At 64.7% G+C, this 19,044-nt stretch carries 22 protein-coding genes and 1 pseudogene; 13 read left to right on the forward strand and 10 right to left on the reverse strand.

The annotated features are described in order from the left end of the window. Positions 1-254: 254 nt before the first annotated feature. Positions 255-518 (reverse strand): hypothetical protein, encoded by a 264-nt coding sequence (locus tag SE92_RS09740; RefSeq protein WP_063195507.1) that lies wholly within the window; start codon positions 516-518, stop codon positions 255-257. Positions 519-705: 187 nt separating this feature from the next. Here SE92_RS09740 and SE92_RS34895 point away from each other — a divergent pair. Both SE92_RS34895 and SE92_RS09745 read left to right on the forward strand, forming a co-directional pair. Then, positions 706-924 (forward strand): annotated as a pseudogene (locus SE92_RS34895) (substrate-binding domain-containing protein); the annotation flags it as partial. Between the two features lie 120 nt (positions 925-1,044). Beyond that, positions 1,045-1,419 (forward strand): winged helix-turn-helix domain-containing protein, encoded by a 375-nt coding sequence (locus SE92_RS09745; RefSeq protein WP_063203426.1) that lies wholly within the window; start codon positions 1,045-1,047, stop codon positions 1,417-1,419. A gap of 110 nt (positions 1,420-1,529) precedes the next feature. Here the strand turns inward: SE92_RS09745 and SE92_RS09750 are convergent, their stop codons facing one another. The 5 genes from SE92_RS09750 to SE92_RS09770 all read right to left on the reverse strand — a co-directional run bounded on the left by SE92_RS09750 (position 1,530) and on the right by SE92_RS09770 (position 4,328). Further along, positions 1,530-2,111 (reverse strand): TIGR00645 family protein, encoded by a 582-nt coding sequence (locus tag SE92_RS09750; protein WP_063195508.1) that lies wholly within the window; start codon positions 2,109-2,111, stop codon positions 1,530-1,532. A gap of 31 nt (positions 2,112-2,142) precedes the next feature. Further along, positions 2,143-2,778, reverse strand: a complete 636-nt coding sequence (locus SE92_RS09755) for a TerC family protein (protein ID WP_063195509.1) — start codon at positions 2,776-2,778, stop codon at positions 2,143-2,145. After that, the gene (locus SE92_RS09760; RefSeq protein ID WP_063195510.1) at positions 2,775-3,137 is read right to left on the reverse strand and encodes a hypothetical protein; all 363 of its coding nucleotides are present in this window, start codon (positions 3,135-3,137) and stop codon (positions 2,775-2,777) included. The genes SE92_RS09755 and SE92_RS09760 overlap by 4 nt, the downstream gene beginning before the upstream one ends. A 2-nt stretch (positions 3,138-3,139) precedes the next feature. Beyond that, positions 3,140-3,613 (reverse strand): TerB family tellurite resistance protein, encoded by a 474-nt coding sequence (locus SE92_RS09765; RefSeq protein ID WP_063203427.1) that lies wholly within the window; start codon positions 3,611-3,613, stop codon positions 3,140-3,142. A gap of 334 nt (positions 3,614-3,947) precedes the next feature. Further along, on the reverse strand, positions 3,948-4,328 hold the full coding sequence (locus SE92_RS09770; RefSeq protein WP_063195511.1) for a nuclear transport factor 2 family protein: 381 nt from the start codon (positions 4,326-4,328) through the stop codon (positions 3,948-3,950). A 186-nt stretch (positions 4,329-4,514) separates the two neighbouring features. Here SE92_RS09770 and SE92_RS09775 point away from each other — a divergent pair, with 186 nt between their 5' ends. The 5 genes from SE92_RS09775 to SE92_RS09795 all read left to right on the forward strand — a co-directional run bounded on the left by SE92_RS09775 (position 4,515) and on the right by SE92_RS09795 (position 9,289). After that, positions 4,515-6,260 carry an MOSC and FAD-binding oxidoreductase domain-containing protein gene (locus SE92_RS09775; RefSeq protein WP_063195512.1) on the forward strand — a complete coding sequence of 582 codons (1,746 nt, stop codon included), beginning with the start codon at positions 4,515-4,517 and terminating at the stop codon, positions 6,258-6,260. Between the two features lie 22 nt (positions 6,261-6,282). Continuing rightward, complete coding sequence (locus SE92_RS09780) at positions 6,283-6,879, forward strand: redoxin domain-containing protein (protein WP_063195513.1); 597 nt, start codon at positions 6,283-6,285, stop codon at positions 6,877-6,879. An 84-nt stretch (positions 6,880-6,963) separates the two neighbouring features. Next, positions 6,964-7,791, forward strand: a complete 828-nt coding sequence (locus tag SE92_RS09785) for a class II glutamine amidotransferase (protein WP_063195514.1) — start codon at positions 6,964-6,966, stop codon at positions 7,789-7,791. Positions 7,792-7,809: 18 nt separating this feature from the next. Continuing rightward, complete coding sequence (locus tag SE92_RS09790) at positions 7,810-9,039, forward strand: carboxylate-amine ligase (RefSeq protein ID WP_063195515.1); 1,230 nt, start codon at positions 7,810-7,812, stop codon at positions 9,037-9,039. A gap of 64 nt (positions 9,040-9,103) precedes the next feature. Beyond that, positions 9,104-9,289, forward strand: a complete 186-nt coding sequence (locus SE92_RS09795; RefSeq protein WP_063203428.1) for a hypothetical protein — start codon at positions 9,104-9,106, stop codon at positions 9,287-9,289. Between the two features lie 13 nt (positions 9,290-9,302). On the opposite strand, the gene SE92_RS37095 is transcribed toward SE92_RS09795, so the two are convergent. Further along, complete coding sequence (locus tag SE92_RS37095) at positions 9,303-9,764, reverse strand: hypothetical protein (protein ID WP_245324510.1); 462 nt, start codon at positions 9,762-9,764, stop codon at positions 9,303-9,305. 209 nt (positions 9,765-9,973) lie between these two features. Here SE92_RS37095 and SE92_RS09805 point away from each other — a divergent pair, with 209 nt between their 5' ends. Continuing rightward, complete coding sequence (locus SE92_RS09805; protein ID WP_063203430.1) at positions 9,974-11,113, forward strand: hypothetical protein; 1,140 nt, start codon at positions 9,974-9,976, stop codon at positions 11,111-11,113. Positions 11,114-11,120: 7 nt separating this feature from the next. On the opposite strand, the gene gor is transcribed toward SE92_RS09805, so the two are convergent. From gor to rpiA, 3 genes are all read right to left on the reverse strand, one after another. Next, the gene (gene gor / locus SE92_RS09810) at positions 11,121-12,509 is read right to left on the reverse strand and encodes a glutathione-disulfide reductase (protein WP_063195516.1); all 1,389 of its coding nucleotides are present in this window, start codon (positions 12,507-12,509) and stop codon (positions 11,121-11,123) included. 123 nt (positions 12,510-12,632) lie between these two features. Next, positions 12,633-13,175, reverse strand: coding sequence for a DUF2059 domain-containing protein (locus SE92_RS09815; RefSeq protein ID WP_063195517.1), 543 nt, complete (start codon positions 13,173-13,175; stop codon positions 12,633-12,635). Continuing rightward, positions 13,172-13,891: a ribose-5-phosphate isomerase RpiA gene (rpiA, locus tag SE92_RS09820; protein ID WP_063195518.1), complete on the reverse strand. Its 720-nt coding sequence runs from the start codon at positions 13,889-13,891 to the stop codon at positions 13,172-13,174. The genes SE92_RS09815 and rpiA overlap by 4 nt, the downstream gene beginning before the upstream one ends. 162 nt (positions 13,892-14,053) lie before the next feature. Here rpiA and SE92_RS09825 point away from each other — a divergent pair, with 162 nt between their 5' ends. From SE92_RS09825 to SE92_RS09845, 5 genes are all read left to right on the forward strand, one after another. Then, positions 14,054-14,743 carry an HAD family hydrolase gene (locus SE92_RS09825; RefSeq protein ID WP_063195519.1) on the forward strand — a complete coding sequence of 230 codons (690 nt, stop codon included), beginning with the start codon at positions 14,054-14,056 and terminating at the stop codon, positions 14,741-14,743. A 139-nt stretch (positions 14,744-14,882) separates the two neighbouring features. Further along, positions 14,883-15,380 carry a hypothetical protein gene (locus SE92_RS09830; protein ID WP_063195520.1) on the forward strand — a complete coding sequence of 166 codons (498 nt, stop codon included), beginning with the start codon at positions 14,883-14,885 and terminating at the stop codon, positions 15,378-15,380. Positions 15,381-15,489: 109 nt separating this feature from the next. Then, positions 15,490-16,509 (forward strand): GTP 3',8-cyclase MoaA, encoded by a 1,020-nt coding sequence (gene moaA / locus SE92_RS09835; RefSeq protein ID WP_063195521.1) that lies wholly within the window; start codon positions 15,490-15,492, stop codon positions 16,507-16,509. 168 nt (positions 16,510-16,677) lie between these two features. Then, positions 16,678-17,259, forward strand: a complete 582-nt coding sequence (locus tag SE92_RS09840) for a TRAP transporter small permease subunit (RefSeq protein WP_063195522.1) — start codon at positions 16,678-16,680, stop codon at positions 17,257-17,259. Between the two features lie 26 nt (positions 17,260-17,285). Continuing rightward, on the forward strand, positions 17,286-18,941 hold the full coding sequence (locus tag SE92_RS09845) for a TRAP transporter large permease (RefSeq protein WP_063195523.1): 1,656 nt from the start codon (positions 17,286-17,288) through the stop codon (positions 18,939-18,941). Positions 18,942-19,044 lie beyond the last annotated feature (103 nt).

A 19,044-nucleotide genomic window follows, 5' to 3' on the forward strand; every position in this document is an offset into this window, starting at 1 on the left:
GCTCTGCTCACGGTTGCCCGCCCTGCAAAACCCTTCGCGCCGAGGCGATCTGCGTCCACCGCCGCCCGGTCCGCGTTCGTGACGATCGCGATACGCCCCTTGTCCTTGGGCCGGGTTGCCACGACACATACGCGCTTTCCGAATTTCGGTAAAGCGGAATATTTTCGCCGGTGCGCGTTGACCTACCCGTCGCGTGTTTTGCCCGTCGGGCAACACAAGGCCTGGTACCCCGGACGAGCGCCGGGCGGCCTGAATTAACGGATGATCGTCGCCAGCGACGAGTAACGCCTGTTGGGCCTGGCCTCACCTGCCGAGAACTGCGCGAACGCATCGCTGACGCGTGCGGCCGGCGTGGTCCCGTCTGCGAAGCGGAATTCCTTCGGCCGCGGCGCGTAGAAGCTGGCGCGGTAGTAATTGTCGTCGAAGCGTATCTCGCCGACCCCGAACAACGCGTCGCAGGCGAACAGGAGCGCATAAACTCCCGCCATCGCGGCGACGACCTCCTTGAGAACAGACATTTCGATGCCCCAGCCTTTTGCAGGCAGGATGCACGCCGGTTCCAAAGTCCCGGTTTAACGCCGGGCAGTTCTTGTCCGCAGGGTTTGCCGGACTTGAGCGGATTGCGGACAATTTTATCGATCCCGAAAAAGAGCCCGCCAGACCCGATCAGGCGGGCCCAGGCTTGGCGGCTGTCGGACGGCCAGGTTCATGGTCGCGCGCGGCAATCCCAAGCGCATCGCCTCGCTCGACGACCTCATCAAGCCAAACGTCCTGCTGTTCGACCAGTTGCTCGCCGCGCACGGCATCGACGAGAGCCGGATCAACGGCGCGCAGCAGATCGAGTTCACCCACGCGGCGGTCGCGGCCTATGTCGCGAGCGGCATGGCGGATGCGTGCTTCGGCGTCGAGGCCGCATCCCGGCATTTCGGCCTCGAAGGCGTTTCTGGAGATGCACGCGGTGCGGTGAAGCCGGACGGCGCACTCGCTTGTCCACGGCGGGCAAGTTTGGCAATCTCGGCTGCAATTGGTACAAGAGTGTCCGTCATGTCGCGCGCCAGCGCCAAGCCGCTGCCCCAGCTGAGCCTTCGCATCGACCTCGACGGCGAGGACCGCATCGGCCCCGGCAAGATCGAGTTGCTGGAGCAGATCCGCGAGCAAGGCTCGATCTCGGCAGCCGGCCGCGCGATGGACATGTCCTACAAGCGCGCCTGGGATCTCGTCGACGAGATCAACCGCATCTGCGGACATGCCGTGGTCGAGCCGCAGGCCGGCGGCAAGAACGGCGGCGGCGCGATGCTGACCCCCTTCGGCGAAAAGCTCGTCGCGCGCTACCGCAAGATCGAGCGCGACGCCGCGCGCGCCGTGCACAAGGAGCTCGAAGCGCTCCGGAGCGACATTGCCCGTTCGCGCAAGTCGTGACCTAGTTCGGCCGCACCGTCATCTCCGGCGACATGACCATGAAGTGACGGCCATTTGCCGATCTTCCCGTCGGACGCCTTGACCACAGCGTGCCGGCCGAGCGATCGCGCTCAGCCGTGGTCGACCTCCTTGCGATGGCCGTTCTCGCTGAGGCGGTCGACCCAGGCGATGCCGACCGCCGAGATGATGAAGGTCAGATGGATCAGAACCTGCCACATCACGCCGGTCTCGGTGAAATTGCTGCGCGTGGTGCCGAGATTGCCGGCCTCGATGAAGGTCCTGAGCAGCGAGATCGAGGAGATGCCGATGATCGCCATCGCAAGCTTGATCTTGAGCACGCTGGCGTTGACGTGGCTGAGCCATTCCGGCTCGTCGGGATGGCCGGTCAGGTTCAGCCGGGAGACGAAGGTCTCATAGCCGCCGACGATCACCATGATCAGAAGGTTCGAGATCATGACGACGTCGATCAGCCCGAGCACGACCAGCATGATCTGCTGCTCGCTGGCGTCGAAGGAGTGCACGACCAGATGCCAGAGCTCTTTCAGGAACAAGAGCACATAGACGGCCTGCGCGACGATCAGGCCGATATAGAGCGGAAATTGCAGCCAGCGCGAGCCGAAGATGAGCTGGGCGAACAGGCCGAGGCGCGGCGGCAAGGCCTGCGCCGAAGGTGCTTTGGGGTCGGACGTCATGAATTGCTCCGGATTGCCGAAAATTGTCGCCTCAGAGACTCGCGATGACGGGTGCGAGCTCGAGCGAGCCCCGATAGATCATCTCGAAGGCGACGTAAATGATGATGGCGAGACCGACATAGGCGATCCAGCGCTGCTTCTGGAGCACCCGGCCGAGCAGATCGGCGGCGACGCCCATCATCGCGACCGACAGCAACAGGCCGAAGGCGAGGATGTAGGGGTGCTCGCGCGCGGCGCCCGCGACCGCGAGCACGTTGTCGAGCGACATCGAGACGTCGGCGGCGACGATCTGCACCGCGGCCTGGCCGAAGGTCTTGCGCTGCGCCGGCGCAGCATCCGCGCCGCCGCCATGGCTGAAGGCGAGTTGCCCGGCATGCGCCTGCTCGCGCAGCTCGCGCCACATCTTCCAGCATACCCAGAGCAGCAGCACGCCGCCGGCGAGCAGCAGGCCGATCACCTGCAGCAGCTGGGTCGCGACGCCGGCGAACACGATGCGGAGCGCTGTCGCGGCGGCGATGCCGACGATGATGGCGCGGCGGCGCTGCTCGGCCGGCAATCCCGCCGCGGCAAGGCCGATGACGACGGCGTTGTCGCCGGCGAGCACGAGGTCGATCAGGATGACCTGAAACAGCGCGGTCAGGGCATCGGAGGTGATGAATTCAGTCATGATTGATCATTTTTCGGTGCAGACGGCTCGAGCCAATGCGGCTTCTTCCGCTCGACCCAGTCCAGGACCTTCGATCGCGAGGAGCGCAGCGCCGGCACGTCCTCGGCAAGCAGCGCTAGACCGAGCGGCAGCATCCAGACGCCGAGAATCGGAAGAAAGGAAAGCACGCCGCCGACGATCAGCAGCGTGCCCGAGGGAATTCTGACCCAGCGGTTCGACGGCTTGAGCAGATAGGTGAAGGTATCGCCCATGCGCGGCGGCAGGCGATGGACGAGCTTGTCGAGGCGCGGGTCTCCCCCGGCCATCTGGCCGGTGGTGCCCTCGGTTTTCGTCGTGCGCTCGTCCGAAACTGTGCTCATGCCTACTCCTTCAGGGCGGCCTGCCGTTCGGCGCCCGCCGCGCTCGACACCACGGGCTTCGCGCGCGGCAAGACCAGCGTCAGCAAGCGCAACAATTTGATCGCCTGCACTTCATGGGGGTGGACGTCCTCGTCCGCCGCAGCAACACGCTCCGACAGCTCCATCAGATGGGACGACAGCGGCAGATTCGAAACCGGCCGCAGCGTGTCGATCACGACATTGGCAAAATCCGGCTCCTCGAGCCGTTCGGCGAGTTCATCGAACATCGCATAGAGCCGTGCATCCGGAACGTGCGGCGCCAGCTTGCGATCCCTGATGAAACGGATCACCTCGTCGCGCTCGACCGGCGAAACGCGCCGGTCCGCAACCGCAACCAGCGCTCCCACGATCACCAGCGCCACCGCGGCCTGCTCGTTCAGGCTGGACGGTTCCGTGATCTCGATCTCGCTGGGATTTGAATGCTTGGCGTCAGTCATCATTGCTCCTCGGTTTGCGAAATGACCGCACGGAGCTGCGATGGGGACGAATGGTCGGAGAGAACGAACGAGGCCCGACGATCGGCCGATCCATCGCATTCGCGCGGGACAGGTCATCCGACATCGCGAGGTTTGCCGACGATCGTCGGCGTCCTCGCCAGAGGGGCCCGGATTCTTGTTCGTGCCAGAGATAAAGATGGGCCTGTCGGAATCAAGGCGAGATGACTGCGACCAGCCGCCGCATCGGTTCCACGTTGCCAAGTTTAGTTACGCAATGGTGTGCCAATCCCGCACATCGTCGCGGCGAAGGGCACCGGCCAACCGACCGCCCAACCTACCCCACCCGCTCAACGAGATGCGAACGGGACGGTCCGGGCTCGAAGCGGTCGCCGAAATATTGCGTTTCGTGTGCCACGAGGCCGTCGCGAAATTCCATGATGCTGACGACGTAGGACGGCACCCCGTCATAACTCAGCACGAACTCGCTCACCCAGAGATCACTGCCGCCGATGATCCGCCGAACCGTGAAGCGCTTCTTGTTCGGCTGCACCGTCCGGCTTTCCTGGATGTTGCCGCGGCCGCGGATCCGCTCTCCCGACTGCGGATAGTCGAGCACGGCGTCGTCGCGATAGATCTCGTGCTCGGCTTCGAAATCATTCGCATCCGAGGCGTCCCAATGGCGCCTGAGCGCTGCCAGCGTCGCTTGATCATCCATTGCGCCTCTCCCGTTTCTCGTCTCAGCCCTTCAGATCGGCGCGCGGAGGGCCGCAGACAAGGCACTCTCGCAACGTCTAACAACCCCTAACGGGCCAAAACCACGCTCTGGGGGCAGATTGTGGGGCGTCGCAATCTGGAATTCGCCAAATTGCGCAGGCACGGTGGTTCTGGCCGAGGAAAGTCCATGGCTCGTCTGCTCTCACTCAATGTCGGCCTGCCGCGCGACGTCGCCTGGCAAGGCAGGACTGTCCATACCGGAATCTGGAAGACTCCCGTCACGGGCCCGCGCCGGGTCCGCCGGCTCAACATCGACGGCGACGGCCAGGGCGACACGGCGGGTCACGGCGGCGAGCAGCGCGCCGTCTTCGTCTACCAGGACGAATCCTATCAATACTGGCAGAAACATCTCGGCCGGTCGGACCTCGTTCATGGTCAATTCGGCGAGAACTTCACCGTCGAGGGCCTCGCCGACGCCGAGGTCTGCATCGGTGATCGCTACAGGATCGGCACCGCCCTGTTCGAGGTCACGCAGCCGCGCGTCACCTGCTACCGGCTCGGCATTCGCATGGACGAGCCTGAGATACCCGCGCTGCTCGTCAAACACGGCCGGCCGGGCTTCTACTTCCGTGTCATCGAGGAGGGCGACGTCGAGGCCGGCGACGAGATCGTGCAGGTCGAAAGCGGTCCGGAAGGCATGAGCATCGCCGAGATCGATGCGCTGCTTTACCTGCCCCCGCATCCGCGCGAGCGCCTCGCGCGCGCGCTGAAAATTCCGGCGCTGAGCCGCGGCTGGAATCACTCCTTTGCAGCGCTGCTGGCACAGCAGGACAGCCCCGTCGCGGGAAATGCCGGGCTCGGCCCTACCGCTGGCCCGGCGCCGGCCTGGCGCGGCTTCCGCCCCTTCCGCGTATCGCGGAAGATCGCCGAAAGCGCCAGCGTGACCTCGCTGGTGCTCGAGCCCGCGGACGGACAGCCGCTGGCGACCGCCCTGCCCGGTCAATTCGTCGTCGTGCGGTTGGGACCCTCCGCGATGACGCGCAGCTATTCGCTGTCGAGCCGCGCCGACACGGCATCCTATCGCATCAGCATCAAGCGCGAGGCGCACGGCGCGGCCAGCTTCTATGTCGCCGAGACGATCCAGGCTGGCGATATCGTGCCGGTCGGTGCGCCGCGCGGCAGCTTCACGCTCCGGCACGATGAGCGGCCCGTGGTGCTGTTGAGCGCGGGGATCGGCGTGACACCGGTGCTTGCCATGCTGCACGCTCTCGCCGCGGAAGGCACGACGCGTGACGTCTGGTGGCTGCATGGCACACGCAACGGCCGCGAGCATCCGTTCGCTGCCGAGGCGCGCGGGCTGCTTGCCGGATTGGCCCATCATCACAGCCACGTCTGCTTCAGCGCCCCCGATCCAACCGACCGTCCAGGAGCCGACTTCGACAGCACGGGTCGTCTGGATCGGCAGCGGCTCCAGATGCTGGACGTGCCCCGGGATGGCGATTTCTATCTCTGCGGACCGGCGGCCTTCATGAGCGACATTGCCACCGGCCTCGCCGCGCTGGGTGTCGCGCCCGATCGGATCCACACCGAGCTGTTCGGCAGCAAGCCCTCGCTGACACCGGGCATCGCAGCCGCGCCGAAGACGCCTGTCCACAAGCCGCCGGGAGCACCGGGGCCGGGTCCGATGGTGTCGTTCGCCCGCAGCGGCCTCAACGTGTGCTGGGGCCCCTCTTATGCCAGCCTGCTCGAGCTCGCCGAGGCATGCGACGTCCCGGTGCGCTGGTCGTGCCGCACGGGGGTTTGCCACAACTGCGAGAGTGGGCTCGTGGCCGGAGAGGTCAGCTACGCGCCGGATCCGCTCGACCCGCCAGCGGAGGGAAATCTGCTGATCTGCTGCGCACGACCGCAAGGCGACGTCGTGATCGATCTCTAGAGAGAAATCAGGGGAGGATTCGATGCGAACCGACATCATGCCGGGAGTGACCTTCCCGGATTACGAACTCAGCGATCACACCGCAAAGCACCGCAAGCTGTCCGAGTTGCAGGGGGACGATCCCATGATCGTCGTGCTCGGCCGCGGCGGATTCTGCCCGAAAGATCGTCGCCAGACCGAAGGGCTGGTTCAGCTCCATCGCGAGATGGAGGTCGGCTATTGCCGGCTGGTCACGATCACCACCGACACCATCACCGAGACCAATGAGTATCGCAGCGGCGCCGGCGCGCACTGGCCCTTCCTCTCGGACCCCCGGCGGATCATCCAGAAGGACCTCGACATCGCCGAATACACCGATCCCGTCCACAATCCCATGATCCCGCATGTCGTCGTGCTGGAGCCGCGACTCGTCGTTCACAAGATTTACAACGGCTATTGGTTCTTCGGACGTCCGACGATCGAGGAATTGCGCCAGGACCTCAGGGCCGTCAGCATGAAGTGCCGCCCGGATTGGGACATCGCCGCGCCCGGCTTTAGGGCGTTCTGGGACCAGGGCCGCAAGGAGTATTTTTATCCCTACGGCAAGACCTATCGCGCAACGCTCGGCGGCACGGACTAGCGGCACGCGCGAGCGGATCTCATCGGGAACGCAGCCCCGGCATATTTGTTGACGCTGTCAGGACATATCCCCGACAGGAACCTCATGTGCCGCTGGATCGCATACCGGGGCGAGACCACCTCGTTCGCGCCCTACGTCACCGAGCCCGAGCATTCGCTGGTCGCGCAGAGCATCCGCTCGCTGCAATCGACCGCGGGCTCGAACGGTGACGGCTTTGGCCTCGGCTGGTATGGCGAGCATCCCGAGCCCGGGCTCTATCGCGAGACGCGCCCGGCCTGGTCGGACGAGAACCTGCGCTATCTCTGCCGGCATCTGCGCTCGCATCTGTTCTTCGCCCATGTGCGCGCCGCCACGGGCACGGCGGTGACGCGGCAGAATTGCCATCCCTTTGCCTGCGGCCACTGGATGTTCATGCACAACGGATTCGTCGGCAGCTGGAACCGGCTGCGGCGCAAGGTCGAGGCGCTGATTCCCGATGCCTATTACCCGTCGCGCCTCGGCACGACCGATTCGGAAGCAGTGTTCCTGGCGATGATGGGGGCCGGCCTGGACAGCGACCCGCTGGGCGCGACGCGGCGCGTGCTGCAAGCCCTCGTCGGCCTCGTCAATGAAGGCGCTCTGCGCGAACGGCTGCGCTTCACCAGCGCGATCGCCAACGGCAGGGATCTCTACGCCTTCCGCGTCGCGGTCAACGACGCCGCGAACACACTCTATTTCCGTGAGGACGGCGGCGAGGTCATCGTCGTGTCCGAACCCTTCGACAAGGAATCGGATTGGACCGAAGTGCCGCCAAATCACGCGCTGATCGCGCGCGCATCCGAGAGCGTGAAGATTGTTCCCTTCGACGCGACAATTTGCAGTGGTGCGGAGGCGGAACCCGCCCCTGCCAGAAGGATTATCGCCCGCAGGTAATGCCTTGCCGGGTGGGATATGACATTTGCTTCGGACGTTATGAAATTGCTGCGCCTCGATTCCTCGCACGACAAGCAGCACCTCGTCATTCGCTCCGCTGGCGGCGGCGGCAAGGCGGCTGAATATTCCTTCGGCATCGAGGAGGAATACTTTCTCGCCGATCGCCGGACCTTCGAGGTCGCGATCGAAACGCCCAACGCGCTGTTCGAATCGGCGAACTGGTCGACCGGCGGCCAGGCCATGCGCGAGATGCTGCAATCCCAGCTCGAGGTCGCCACCAACGTTCACGTCGACGTCAACGACGCCCGCGAAGAGCTTCGCTTCCTGCGGCGCGAAGTCGCGAACGTCGCCGCGCAATATGGCTTCGTGATCATGGCCTGCGGCACGCATCCGACCGCGGTCTGGCGCATGTCGCAGCCGAGCCCGAAGCCGCGCTATGAGGAGATGATCGAGGATCTGCGCAGCATCGGCCATCGCAACATGATGTGCGGCATGCACGTACACGTCCAGTTGCCCGATCCGGAGAAGCGCATGGCGGTGATGCGGGCCATGCTGCCGCATCTGCCGCTGTTCATCGCGCTGTCGGCGTCCTCCCCGTTCTGGAATTCGCACAAGACCGGACTGAAGGGCTACCGGCTCGCTGCCTATTCCGAGCTGCCGCGCACCGGCCTGCCCGAATTGTTCGAGAGCCGGCAGGACTACGACGAATATATCGGCGCCTTGCAGCGCTCCGGCGTCATTCCCGACGAGAGCCACATCTGGTGGGCGATGCGTCCTTCGATGCGTCACCCGACCCTCGAGCTTCGTGCGCCCGACACCTGCACCCTGGTCGAGGACGCCGTCGCGATCGCCTCGCTCTATCGCTGCCTGACGCGTCATCTCCATCTGCGGCCGCATGTGTCGAAGGAGGTCACGGTGGTCGAACGCGCCATTGCGGTGGAGAACAAATGGCGCGCCCAGCGCTACGGAACCGATTGCATCTTTGCCTCCAAAGACGGGCCGGTCACGATTTCGGAGATGCTGTCCCGAATCATCGACGACACCGCCGAGGACGCCGACGCCCTGGGCTGCGCCGCCGAGATCGAGCACTGCCGGACCATTGTGGATCGCGGCAGCTCCGCGGAATTCCAGCTTCGCGCCTATCACGAAAACGGCGAGGACATCGCAGCCGTGTCACGATGGATCGCTACATCGACGATATCAGGGACGAGCGCGCCCACCGGGCACAGTGCCCCGGCGCCGTCATAGCGCCCGCGCAAGCTTCGCGAACGACAACGTCATTGCTGAATCTTGCAAGGCTTTGGGGGACCACATGACTGACATCGCCTGGTGCGCCGGTTGCGGCCACAGCCTGGTCCCGATCCTGTCCGAGAACGGCCGCGCGCGACCGAGCTGCTTCTGGTGCGAGGGCGTCGACGCCCAGGCGATGGAGATGGCCAAGTGGGCGGACAGCCCGGCCGGCAAGCCGGATCGGGCCGCGCCCCACACTTTTGACTGAGCAGCCCGCCGCGTCAAACCCGCGCCACCAGGCGCGGACGGAACACGGATTCGGCGGTGGCGAAATGAGCCGCGGCCGGCTTTCGCGTCGGCCGGCGACGCGGGATGAAGAAGCTGTTCACGACGATCGGCTCCTGATCGCCAAGCGCAGTCCGTTCCTTCACCAGCTGGCTCATGACCGAGCGCATCTTGATGACTTCCTGGGCCACGAAGCTGCAATCCTCGTTGCGGTTGACCTGCTCATGCATGATCGCTTCAGCTTCACGCATGCTGACGCGGAGCGCTCTGATCGTTCGGCGGATTTCGTTGATGCGGTTGTCCATGGCTGCCTCCATCTCGGTCGCAGCATAAGAACAAAACATGAACAATCTGTCAATCGCCGCCCGGCCCGTCGCGGCGTCATTGCTCCTCCCAAAGAGGGAGCGCCGATCCGTCGCCAGAGCCGCTGCACGTGCACTGGCGCGGCTTGCCGACAAATTAGCCAAGTGTCGTCGCTGCGGCGGAAGCCTGTGCCCAGGGCACGGGACCTGTCGATCGAACCAGCCGCCGATCTAACCTCCCGTGCGGCCACCGGATTTTTCCCGAACAAGCACGGCGGCAGGCTCGCGTGCGGCGTCGCACACCAACTGGCCCAAAATTCGCAATGACGTTGTCAGCGAAGCAACGGCGCGGAGCGGAGAACGTCATGAACGTGCATGCTGCGGGCGATCTCAAGACGACCGGCCTCACCCACCCGAACGGCGCGCCGCTTCACCTCAACATGCAGGACTTCGTCGCCATCGATCGCGACCGCAATGCGACGTTCGAGGCGACCTATCGCCCGCAGGCGCTCTACAATCGCGCCAACGAAGGCTTTCACGCCAACAACGAAACTTTCCTGCTGCACGAAGTCGCGACCAATTTGCCGATCTACCGTCCCGACACCGGCCCCACCGACTTTCATCTGCATCTTCCACCCGGCGGCTTTCAGCTCGTGCTGGTCACCTCGGGCGCGTTCACGTTCGACTATGACGGGCGCTTCTACAATGTCGGTCCCGGCGCGGTGATGCTGCAAAGCGCGATCGTGCATCGTCAGCTGTTCTACACCTGGTCGGGACTGTCGACCGAGGAGAATCTGAAGACGCCCCAGACGGTGGTGCCGGATCCGATATCGATGGGCTATTCGGGCAAATTCCTCGAAGCCTTCATCACCGATCCCACCACCTTCCCGAACCCGACCATCGTGGGGCCCGATCAGATCGTCGAGGCTGAAACGCCGCGCATGGCCTGGAGCCATCCGCTGCACGATCGCCCCGCCAATGCCGGCTTCTGGCTGCAGGATCCGCTGGCGCTGGACGCTTTGTTCAAGCCGCTTGGCGACGGCGCGATCAAATCGGCGCTGCCGGTTTACGTGCGCGATATCGGCATCGAGATCCCGAGCGGCCAGCTCGTCACCGGCCACATCATCGCAACCGACCCGCGCGGCCAGTCCCTGCTGCCGAAGAGCACGTCGGCATCCGCGGACGCCGCCTCGCTCGCCAAGGGCGAGGTCGTGATCTATCGCGTCATTCGCGGCACGGCGGAATTCAAGAAGAAGTCCGGCGAGACGTTTGAGCTTTCGGCCGGCGACGTGGTGACGGCAGGCAAGGAGTCGATCAGCCTTGTCGGCGTCGGCGAGAACACGCAGGTGCTCCGGCTCGGCCTGCTCAAAGGCATCAACGAACTACGCAGCTGGACGCCGACGCAGCGCGACGAGATCGACGGCCTCGCCGGTCAGATCATCACGCAAAGGGACGTTCGCCCCCTGCGCACCGAAGGCAAGCCGGTCGGATATCTCTACGCCTAGGAGCGCCCTACTCCGCCGCCTGGCGGACGTGGCGCGCGGTCGGCGTGCGCATGGTGACGAGCTCCTCGGCTGCGGTCGGATGCAGCGCAACCGTCGCGTCGAAATCGGCCTTGGTCGCTTTCATCTTCACCGCGATCGCAACGGCCTGCGTGATCTCGGCGGCGGCATCGCCGACGATGTGGCAGCCGAGCACGCGGTCGGTCGCGCCGTCCACGACGAGCTTCATCAGCACGCGGGTGTCGCGCCCCGACATCGTCGCCTTGATCGGGCGGAACGAGGTCTTGTAGATATCGACGTGGCTGAACTGCGCGCGCGCCTCGGTCTCGGTGAGACCAACGGTGCCGACCTCCGGCTGCGAAAACACTGCGGTCGGGATGTTGGCGTGATCGACGATCACCTCGCGCTTGCCGAACACGGTATCGGCGAAGGCATGGCCCTCGCGGATGGCAACCGGCGTCAGGTTGAAGCGATGGGTGACGTCGCCGATCGCATAGATGCTGTCGACCGAGCTCTTCGAGAAATGGTCGACCGCGATGCCGCCATTCGCAGGATTGATGGCGACGCCGGCGTTCTCCAGCCCGAGATTGGCCACCGCCGGATGGCGGCCGATCGCGAACATCACCTGGTCCGAGGCGAGGCTCGATCCGTTCGACAGATGCGTGGTGAATTCATCGCCGTGGCGATCGACCTTGCTCACCGTGCAGCCGGTGAGAATGGTGATGCCCTGCTTCTCCATCTCGGCCCGGACATGGGCGCGCACGTCCTCGTCGAAACCGCGCAGGATGTTGTCGCCGCGATAGATCACCGTGACGTCGGAGCCGAAGCCGGCGAAGATGCCGGCGAATTCCAGCGCAATGTAGCCGCCGCCCTGGATCACGATCCGCTTCGGCAGCTTCTTCAGATGAAACGCCTCGTTGGAGGAGATCACGTGCTCGATGCCGGGAATCGCCGCGCCGTGGTTGGGCGCGCCGCCGGTGGCGATCAGGATGTATCTTGCGGTGATCTTGCGGTCATTCTCGAGCAGGCGGACCGTGTGCTTGTCCTCGATCACGGCGCGGCTCTTGACGATCTGCGCGCCCGACTTCTCGACATTGGCGGTGTAGGCCGCCTCCAGCCGCGCGATCTCCTTGTCCTTGTTGGCGATCAGCGTCGCCCAGTCGAAGCTGGCGGGCGGAACGGTCCAGCCGAAGCCGGCGGCGTCCTCGAGCTCGTGACGAAAATGCGAGCCGATCACGAACAGCTTCTTCGGCACGCAGCCGCGGATCACGCAGGTGCCGCCCATGCGGTACTCTTCCGCGATCATCACACGGGCGCCATATCCGGCCGCGATGCGGGCGGCACGCACGCCGCCCGAGCCGCCACCGATGACGAAGAGGTCGACGTCGAATTCAGCCATTGTCCACTCCGACCTCTACAGCATGGTCCGGAAAAGTGTGCAGCGGTTTTCCGAGAAGACCATGCTCAAATAACAATCTAAAGCGCGATGACGCGCTTTAGATCACCCTTCAGATAGGTGCGCTCAGATCTCCTTGCCACGCTTGCGCATCTCGGCGCGGAAGGCGCCCATCACGGTCTCGGAGAAGTTCTGGGCCCAGGAATTCATGAAGGCCATGCTCAGCCCGATGGCGCGCGGCTCGGCGTCGATCAGCTTTTTGCCCAGCGGCGACTTGTAGAAGACGACGAGATCCTTCAGCTCCTGCTCGGTGAACTCGCTGGCATAGATCTGCGCCATGCCTTCGCCGATCTCGTTCTGGCGGCCCTGGAGCTGTTGCGCCACGATCGGGGCGACCTCGTTGAGGTCCTTCTGATAGTTCAGGTTCTGCTGGGTCAGCGCGATCTTGGTCTTCTCGACGAGGCCGGGCACGGCGCCGGCATACATCGCATTGGCATTCTTGATCTGCAAAATCTCCTTGGCCGCCGCAATCGCCGCGGGCGAGGCCTTCGGCTGGGCAGGTGCGGCAGGAGCCTTCTGGGCCGGCTGCTGCGCCACGGCCGGGGCGGCCGTCAGGGCCAATCCCACGACGAGCGTCGCGGCCGGCAAGAATTTCAACACGATCTTCATTCCTGGTCTCCTTTCGGCTTGCGCCGTTCAATCACGCGAATTCCCTCGCCACCCGCCAGAACGGCAGAGCTGGCCAAGCCGATGAATAAGCCATGCTCGACCACGCCGGGGATCGTGCTCAATGCCTTGGCGAGGCCGGGTGGATCCACAATACGTCCGAGCTGGGCATCGACGATCCAGTGGCCGCCGTCGGTGACGAAAACGTGGCCGTCCTTGCCCTTGCGGACCGCCATTTGCCCGGAAACGCCGCATTCGGCAAATGCCTTCTCGATCGCGCGGCGCGTGGCGCCAAGCCCGAACGGGATGACCTCGACCGGCAGCGGAAACTTGCCGAGCGTCGGCACCCATTTGGTGTCGTCGGCAATCACGATCATGCGATCCGACGCGGCCGCCACGATCTTCTCGCGCAGCAGCGCGCCTCCGCCGCCCTTGATCAGATTGAGCTCGGGATCGATCTCGTCGGCGCCGTCGATCGTGATGTCGAGATGGTCGATCTCATCCAGCGTGGTCAGCGGCACGCCGCAACGCTCCGCATCTGCCCGCGTCGCTTCCGACGTCGGCACGCCGATCACCTTGAGCCCGGCGGCGCAGCGCTCGCCGAGCAGCTCGACGAAATGTTTGGCGGTGGAACCGGTCCCGAGCCCGAGCTGCATGCCGTCCCGCACCTCCTCGAGCGCGCGCGCCGCGGCCTGCCGCTTCAACTGGTCCATGTTCACGTCTGCGCCCGCCCCTGACTATGCGCCGCCCATCGCGGCCGGTTTCGGCGGCCTATGTAGCCTCGTTTTTCCCCGGAGAACAGGGTCTGGGAACACGGCCATAAGGTGATCTTATGGGCCCGCCCCTTGCGTGGACACCATCGGGCCGGTAGCGCTTGGATCATGACCTCCCCTCACACCATCGTCTTCGATCTCGACGGCACGCTTGTGGATACGGCGCCCGACCTGATCACCGCGCTGAACTACGTGCTCGACCGGGAGGGGCTGCCGCCCGTGCCGATGGCCTCGGCCCGCAACATGATCGGGGCTGGCGCCCGCAAGCTGATCGAACGGGGGCTGGAAGCGGAGGGCCGCAGCGTTACACCCGCCGACATGGACCGGATGACGGCGGATTTCATCGCCTATTACGCCGACCATATCGCGGTCGAATCGCGTCCCTTCGAGGGGCTTGAGGCTGCGCTCGACCATTTTGCGGCCCAGGGCCATCGCCTCGCGGTCTGCACCAACAAGCTGGAATGGCTGTCCAAGCGCCTGCTGGACCAGCTCGACCTCAGCCGCCGCTTTGCCGCGATCTGCGGCGCGGACACCTTTGGCGTCCAGAAGCCCGACCCGACCATCTTTCGCGAGACCGTGGCCCGCGCCGGCGGCGCGGTCACGGCCAGCATCATGGTCGGCGATGCCGGAACCGATGTCGGGGTGGCGCGCCGGGCCGGCGTCCCGGTGATCGGGGTCAGCTTCGGCTACACGGACGTCCCGATTGCCGAGCTCAAGCCGGACCGGCTGATCCATCACATGCGCGACCTGCCGGAAGCTGCCAGCAGCCTGATGACCCCGCGCCCATCAAGCCACTGAAACTGCATTATTATTCGGCGAGCCCGCGCATTAACCATTCATTAACTATGCGCGGGGCGCCGGTTGCCTGCCCCAAACGACGCCCCTATGGTCCACGCGGGGTTATGTGGCGGTTCGTCGCAGTTGAAGTGGATGGGTTATGCGTCGTGGCATCGCGGTTGCGTTAGCGGGAGCAGGTCTGTTGGGAGCGGCAAGTCTTGGCGGCTGCTCTTCGATGTCTTGGGACATGTTCAAATCGGCCCCGCCGACCGTCCAGGTCCGACTCGAATCCAATCCTCCGGGTGCCGACGCCACGACCTCGCTCGGTCCGGGCTGCAAGACCCCCTGCTCCGTCTCGATTCCGGCCCCTGACGCGCCCTTCACGGTCGCTTTCGCGCTGCCCAAGTTCCAGCCGGCGAGCGTCCCGGTGAACGTGATCAAAAATCCCGGGGATTTCACCACACCGGCGTCGGTGACCACGGACCCGAATCCGGTGTTTGCGGAACTCCAGCCGGCCACCCCGCCGAAACCGGTTCGCAAGCCGCATCGGCCCAGGAAACCCAAACCGGCTGCCGCCGCCGCGCCTGCCGCGGCGCCGGCTGAAGCCGCCCCTGGCGCGACCTCGCCGTTCCCCGATCCGAACGCCGGCAGGCGCTGAATCTAAGTATACCACCCGATTGTCCTCGTCGCGTCCGATGCTTAGATTGCGTCCCGAGCACCACTGAAGCAAAGGTGCGCCCGTCGCCATAAGTGACAAGGCCTCTTCCATGAACGGATCCGCCGCGCTGTCCACCCCGATGACCGATCCGTTCGGGCGGACCATCAGCTATCTGCGCGTCTCCGTCACCGACCGCTGCGACCTGCGCTGCTTCTACTGCATGTCCGAGGACATGACGTTCCTGCCCAAGGCCAACCTGCTGACGCTGGAGGAACTCGACCGGCTGTGCTCGGCCTTCATCGCCAAGGGCGTCAAGAAGTTGCGGCTCACCGGCGGCGAGCCGCTGGTCCGGCGCAACGTGATGACCCTGGTGCGCTCGCTGTCGCGGCATCTGTCCAGCGGCGCCCTGAACGAGCTGACGCTGACCACCAACGGCACCCAGCTGGCGAAACACGCGAGCGAGCTCGCCGATTGCGGCGTCCGCCGCATCAACGTCTCGCTCGACACGCTCGATCCCCAGAAGTTTCGCGAGATCACCCGCTGGGGCGAGATCGACAAGGTGCTGGAAGGCATCGAGGCCGCGCGCACCGCAGGACTTGCCGTCAAGATCAACGCGGTCGCGCTGAAGAACCTCAATGAGGACGAGCTGCCCGACCTGATGCGCTGGGCCCACGGAAAGGGCATGGGCCTGACGCTGATCGAGGTCATGCCGATGGGCGAGATCGGATCGGGACGGATCGACCAATATCTGCCGCTGTCGCTGGTGCGTGCGCGCCTCGCCCAGCAATTCACGCTGACCGACCTCGCCGAGAGCACCGGAGGTCCGGCCCGCTATGTCAGCGTCGCCGAGACCGGCGGCAAGCTCGGCTTCATCACGCCGATGACCCACAATTTCTGCGAATCCTGCAACCGGGTTCGGATTACCTGCACGGGAACGCTGCACACCTGCCTCGGCCACGAGGACGCCTCCGACTTGCGCGAACCCCTGCGTGCATCCGATGACGACATGCTGCTTGCGGATGCGATCGACCGCGCCATCGGCCTGAAGCCGAAGGGCCATGATTTCATCATCGACCGCCGCCACGACCGTCCGAGCGTGTCCAGGCACATGAGCGTCACCGGCGGCTGAGACCGTCGGACTACGACCTTATTCCCCTTAACTATCAACAAACTTCCGATTGACTGGCGGCACGGCCGCTGGTTTGGTGCGGCTGCCTCATGCCTGCGCGGCGAGACAAGCCACGCGCCCGTTCGGCGCAGTCAAGACGGCCGGGGCACTATCGGGGAGGACCTATCGTTGCAAGCGCTCCTAAAGCTGAGCCAAGGAATTGACGCGTTCACGCGCTGGACGGGCAAACGCCTGGCGTGGCTGATCGTCGCCGCCGTCATCATCTCGGCGGTCAATGCGATTATCCGCAAGACTTTGGACACCTCCTCCAATTCGTGGCTCGAGCTGCAATGGGTGCTGTTCAGCATCGTCTTCCTACTCTGCTCGCCCTGGACGCTGCTCGACAACGAGCACATCCGCATCGACATCGTGAACAACGCGCTTCCGAAGACGGTCCGCAACGTGATCGACGTGATCGGTCACCTGTTCTTCCTGATTCCGCTGTGCATCGTCATGATCATCACCGGCGTGCCGTTCTTCCAGCGCTCGTTTCACATCAACGAGCAGTCCGGCAATGCCGGCGGCCTGCCGCAATGGCCCGCCAAAGCCCTGATCATGATCGGGTTCGCCTTCCTGCTCGTTCAAGGCATCTCAGAACTGATCAAGCGGATTGCGGTCATGCGCGGAATGATACCGGATCCGCATGAATCCCAGGTGTCCGCGCTGGAAGCGGAAGTCGAGCATCTCGTCGAAGCGATCGAGAAGAAATAGCCGTTGGCGACGGTTTAGAGGGAATCATGACCGCTTTCATCATCGCCAATATGGCGCCCATCATGTTCGCGTCGCTGGTCGTCGTGCTGCTGCTCGGCTATCCCGCGGCCTTCTCGCTCGGCGCCGTCGGCCTGTTCTACGCCATCATCGGCGTCGAACTCGGCCAATTCCACCCCGACTTCCTCCAGGCGCTGCCGGAGCGGGTCTACGGCGTGATGAACAACGACACGCTGCTCGCCATTCCCTTCTTCACCTTCATGGGACTGGTGCTGGAGCGGTCGGGCATGGCCGAGGACCTGCTCGACACCATCGGCCAATTGTTCGGCACGATCCGCGGCGGCCTTGCCTATGCCGTGATCTTCGTCGGCGCGCTGCTCGCGGCGACGACGGGCGTGGTCGCGGCATCCGTGATCTCGATGGGCCTGATCTCGCTGCCGATCATGCTGCGCTATGGCTACGACCGCCGCGTGGCCGCCGGCGTCATCGCCGCGTCCGGCACGCTCGCGCAGATCATTCCGCCCTCGCTGGTTCTGATCGTGATGGCCGACCAGCTCGGCAAGTCGGTCGGCGACATGTACGAGGGCGCCTTCATTCCCGGCCTCGTGCTCGCCGGCCTCTACGCCCTCTACGCCTTCCTCGTCAGCATGATCTTCCCGAAAGCCGCACCGGGCCTGCCGAAGGAGGCCATCGGCTTTCGCGAGGACAGCGGCGACCGCGGCCTCCGCTCGCTCGGCGTGCTGTTCTTGGCGAGCTGCGTGTTCGGCTGGTTCATGATGCGCAATTCCGAGACGCACGGCGCCGACTACGTCGTGCTCAGCATGTTCTACGGCATCATCTTCGCCTTCGTCGTCGCGGTGGTGAACTGGATTGTCGACAAGCTGACCGGCTTCCGTTTCCTCTCGAAGATGGCGCAGCAGACCACCTTCGTCATGGTGCCGCCGCTGTTCCTGATCTTCCTGGTGCTCGGCACGATCTTCATCGGCATCGCGACCCCGACCGAAGGCGGCGCGATGGGTGCTGCCGGCGCCCTCATCCTCGGGGCCGCGAAGCGGCGGCTGAGCTGGGACCTGATCCGGCAAGCCACGGAATCGACCGCCAAGCTGTCGGCTTTCGTGGTCTTCATCCTGGTCGGCGCCCGCGTGTTCTCGCTGACCTTCTACGGCGTCAACGGCCACGTCTGGGTCGAGCACCTGCTCACTTCGCTGCCTGGCGGCCAGGTCGGCTTCCTGATCTTCGTCAACGTGTTCGTGTTCGTGCTGGCCTTCTTCCTCGACTTCTTCGAGCTGGCCTTCATCGTGATCCCGCTGCTCGGGCCTGCCGCCGAGCACCTCGGCATCGACCTGATCTGGTTCGGCGTCATCCTCGGCGTCAACATGCAGACCTCGTTCATGCATCCGCCGTTCGGCTTCGCGCTGTTCTATCTTCGCTCGGTCGCGCCGAAGGACCGCTACACCGATCGCCTGACCGGCAAGCGGATGGAGCCCGTCACCACTGGCCAGATCTATTGGGGCGCGGTGCCATTCGTCGTCATCCAGATGATCATGGTCGGATTGGTGATCGCGTTCCCCTCGATGGTGATGCACTACAAGGGCGTGCAGTCGAACATCGATCCCAACACGATCAAGATCGAGGTGCCGCAGATCGACCTGCCGCCGCTGGATCTCGGACCGCCCTCGAAGTAGCGGGACGAGGCTTCCCTTCTCCCTTGTGGGAGAAGGTGGCGCGACGCGCCGGATGAGGGGTTCTCTCCGCGCGCTAAACTGAGAGTGGGACTCGCGGAGACGA

The organism is Bradyrhizobium sp. AT1, assembly GCF_001590795.1.
Lineage (GTDB): Bacteria > Pseudomonadota > Alphaproteobacteria > Rhizobiales > Xanthobacteraceae > Bradyrhizobium.

What these genes read in the sequence shown, in the direction of transcription:
- SE92_RS09740 (WP_063195507.1), bottom strand. Translation starts at nt 518, where the DNA reads ATGTCTGTTCTCAAGGAGGTCGTCGCCGCGATGGCGGGAGTTTATGCG.
- SE92_RS09745 (WP_063203426.1), top strand. Translation starts at nt 1,045, where the DNA reads ATGTCGCGCGCCAGCGCCAAGCCGCTGCCCCAGCTGAGCCTTCGCATC.
- SE92_RS09750 (WP_063195508.1), bottom strand. Translation starts at nt 2,111, where the DNA reads ATGACGTCCGACCCCAAAGCACCTTCGGCGCAGGCCTTGCCGCCGCGC.
- SE92_RS09755 (WP_063195509.1), bottom strand. Translation starts at nt 2,778, where the DNA reads ATGACTGAATTCATCACCTCCGATGCCCTGACCGCGCTGTTTCAGGTC.
- SE92_RS09760 (WP_063195510.1), bottom strand. Translation starts at nt 3,137, where the DNA reads ATGAGCACAGTTTCGGACGAGCGCACGACGAAAACCGAGGGCACCACC.
- SE92_RS09765 (WP_063203427.1), bottom strand. Translation starts at nt 3,613, where the DNA reads ATGACTGACGCCAAGCATTCAAATCCCAGCGAGATCGAGATCACGGAA.
- SE92_RS09770 (WP_063195511.1), bottom strand. Translation starts at nt 4,328, where the DNA reads ATGGATGATCAAGCGACGCTGGCAGCGCTCAGGCGCCATTGGGACGCC.
- SE92_RS09775 (WP_063195512.1), top strand. Translation starts at nt 4,515, where the DNA reads ATGGCTCGTCTGCTCTCACTCAATGTCGGCCTGCCGCGCGACGTCGCC.
- SE92_RS09780 (WP_063195513.1), top strand. Translation starts at nt 6,283, where the DNA reads ATGCGAACCGACATCATGCCGGGAGTGACCTTCCCGGATTACGAACTC.
- SE92_RS09785 (WP_063195514.1), top strand. Translation starts at nt 6,964, where the DNA reads ATGTGCCGCTGGATCGCATACCGGGGCGAGACCACCTCGTTCGCGCCC.
- SE92_RS09790 (WP_063195515.1), top strand. Translation starts at nt 7,810, where the DNA reads ATGACATTTGCTTCGGACGTTATGAAATTGCTGCGCCTCGATTCCTCG.
- SE92_RS09795 (WP_063203428.1), top strand. Translation starts at nt 9,104, where the DNA reads ATGACTGACATCGCCTGGTGCGCCGGTTGCGGCCACAGCCTGGTCCCG.
- SE92_RS09805 (WP_063203430.1), top strand. Translation starts at nt 9,974, where the DNA reads ATGAACGTGCATGCTGCGGGCGATCTCAAGACGACCGGCCTCACCCAC.
- gor (WP_063195516.1), bottom strand. Translation starts at nt 12,509, where the DNA reads ATGGCTGAATTCGACGTCGACCTCTTCGTCATCGGTGGCGGCTCGGGC.
- SE92_RS09815 (WP_063195517.1), bottom strand. Translation starts at nt 13,175, where the DNA reads ATGAAGATCGTGTTGAAATTCTTGCCGGCCGCGACGCTCGTCGTGGGA.
- SE92_RS09825 (WP_063195519.1), top strand. Translation starts at nt 14,054, where the DNA reads ATGACCTCCCCTCACACCATCGTCTTCGATCTCGACGGCACGCTTGTG.
- SE92_RS09830 (WP_063195520.1), top strand. Translation starts at nt 14,883, where the DNA reads ATGCGTCGTGGCATCGCGGTTGCGTTAGCGGGAGCAGGTCTGTTGGGA.
- moaA (WP_063195521.1), top strand. Translation starts at nt 15,490, where the DNA reads ATGAACGGATCCGCCGCGCTGTCCACCCCGATGACCGATCCGTTCGGG.
- SE92_RS09845 (WP_063195523.1), top strand. Translation starts at nt 17,286, where the DNA reads ATGACCGCTTTCATCATCGCCAATATGGCGCCCATCATGTTCGCGTCG.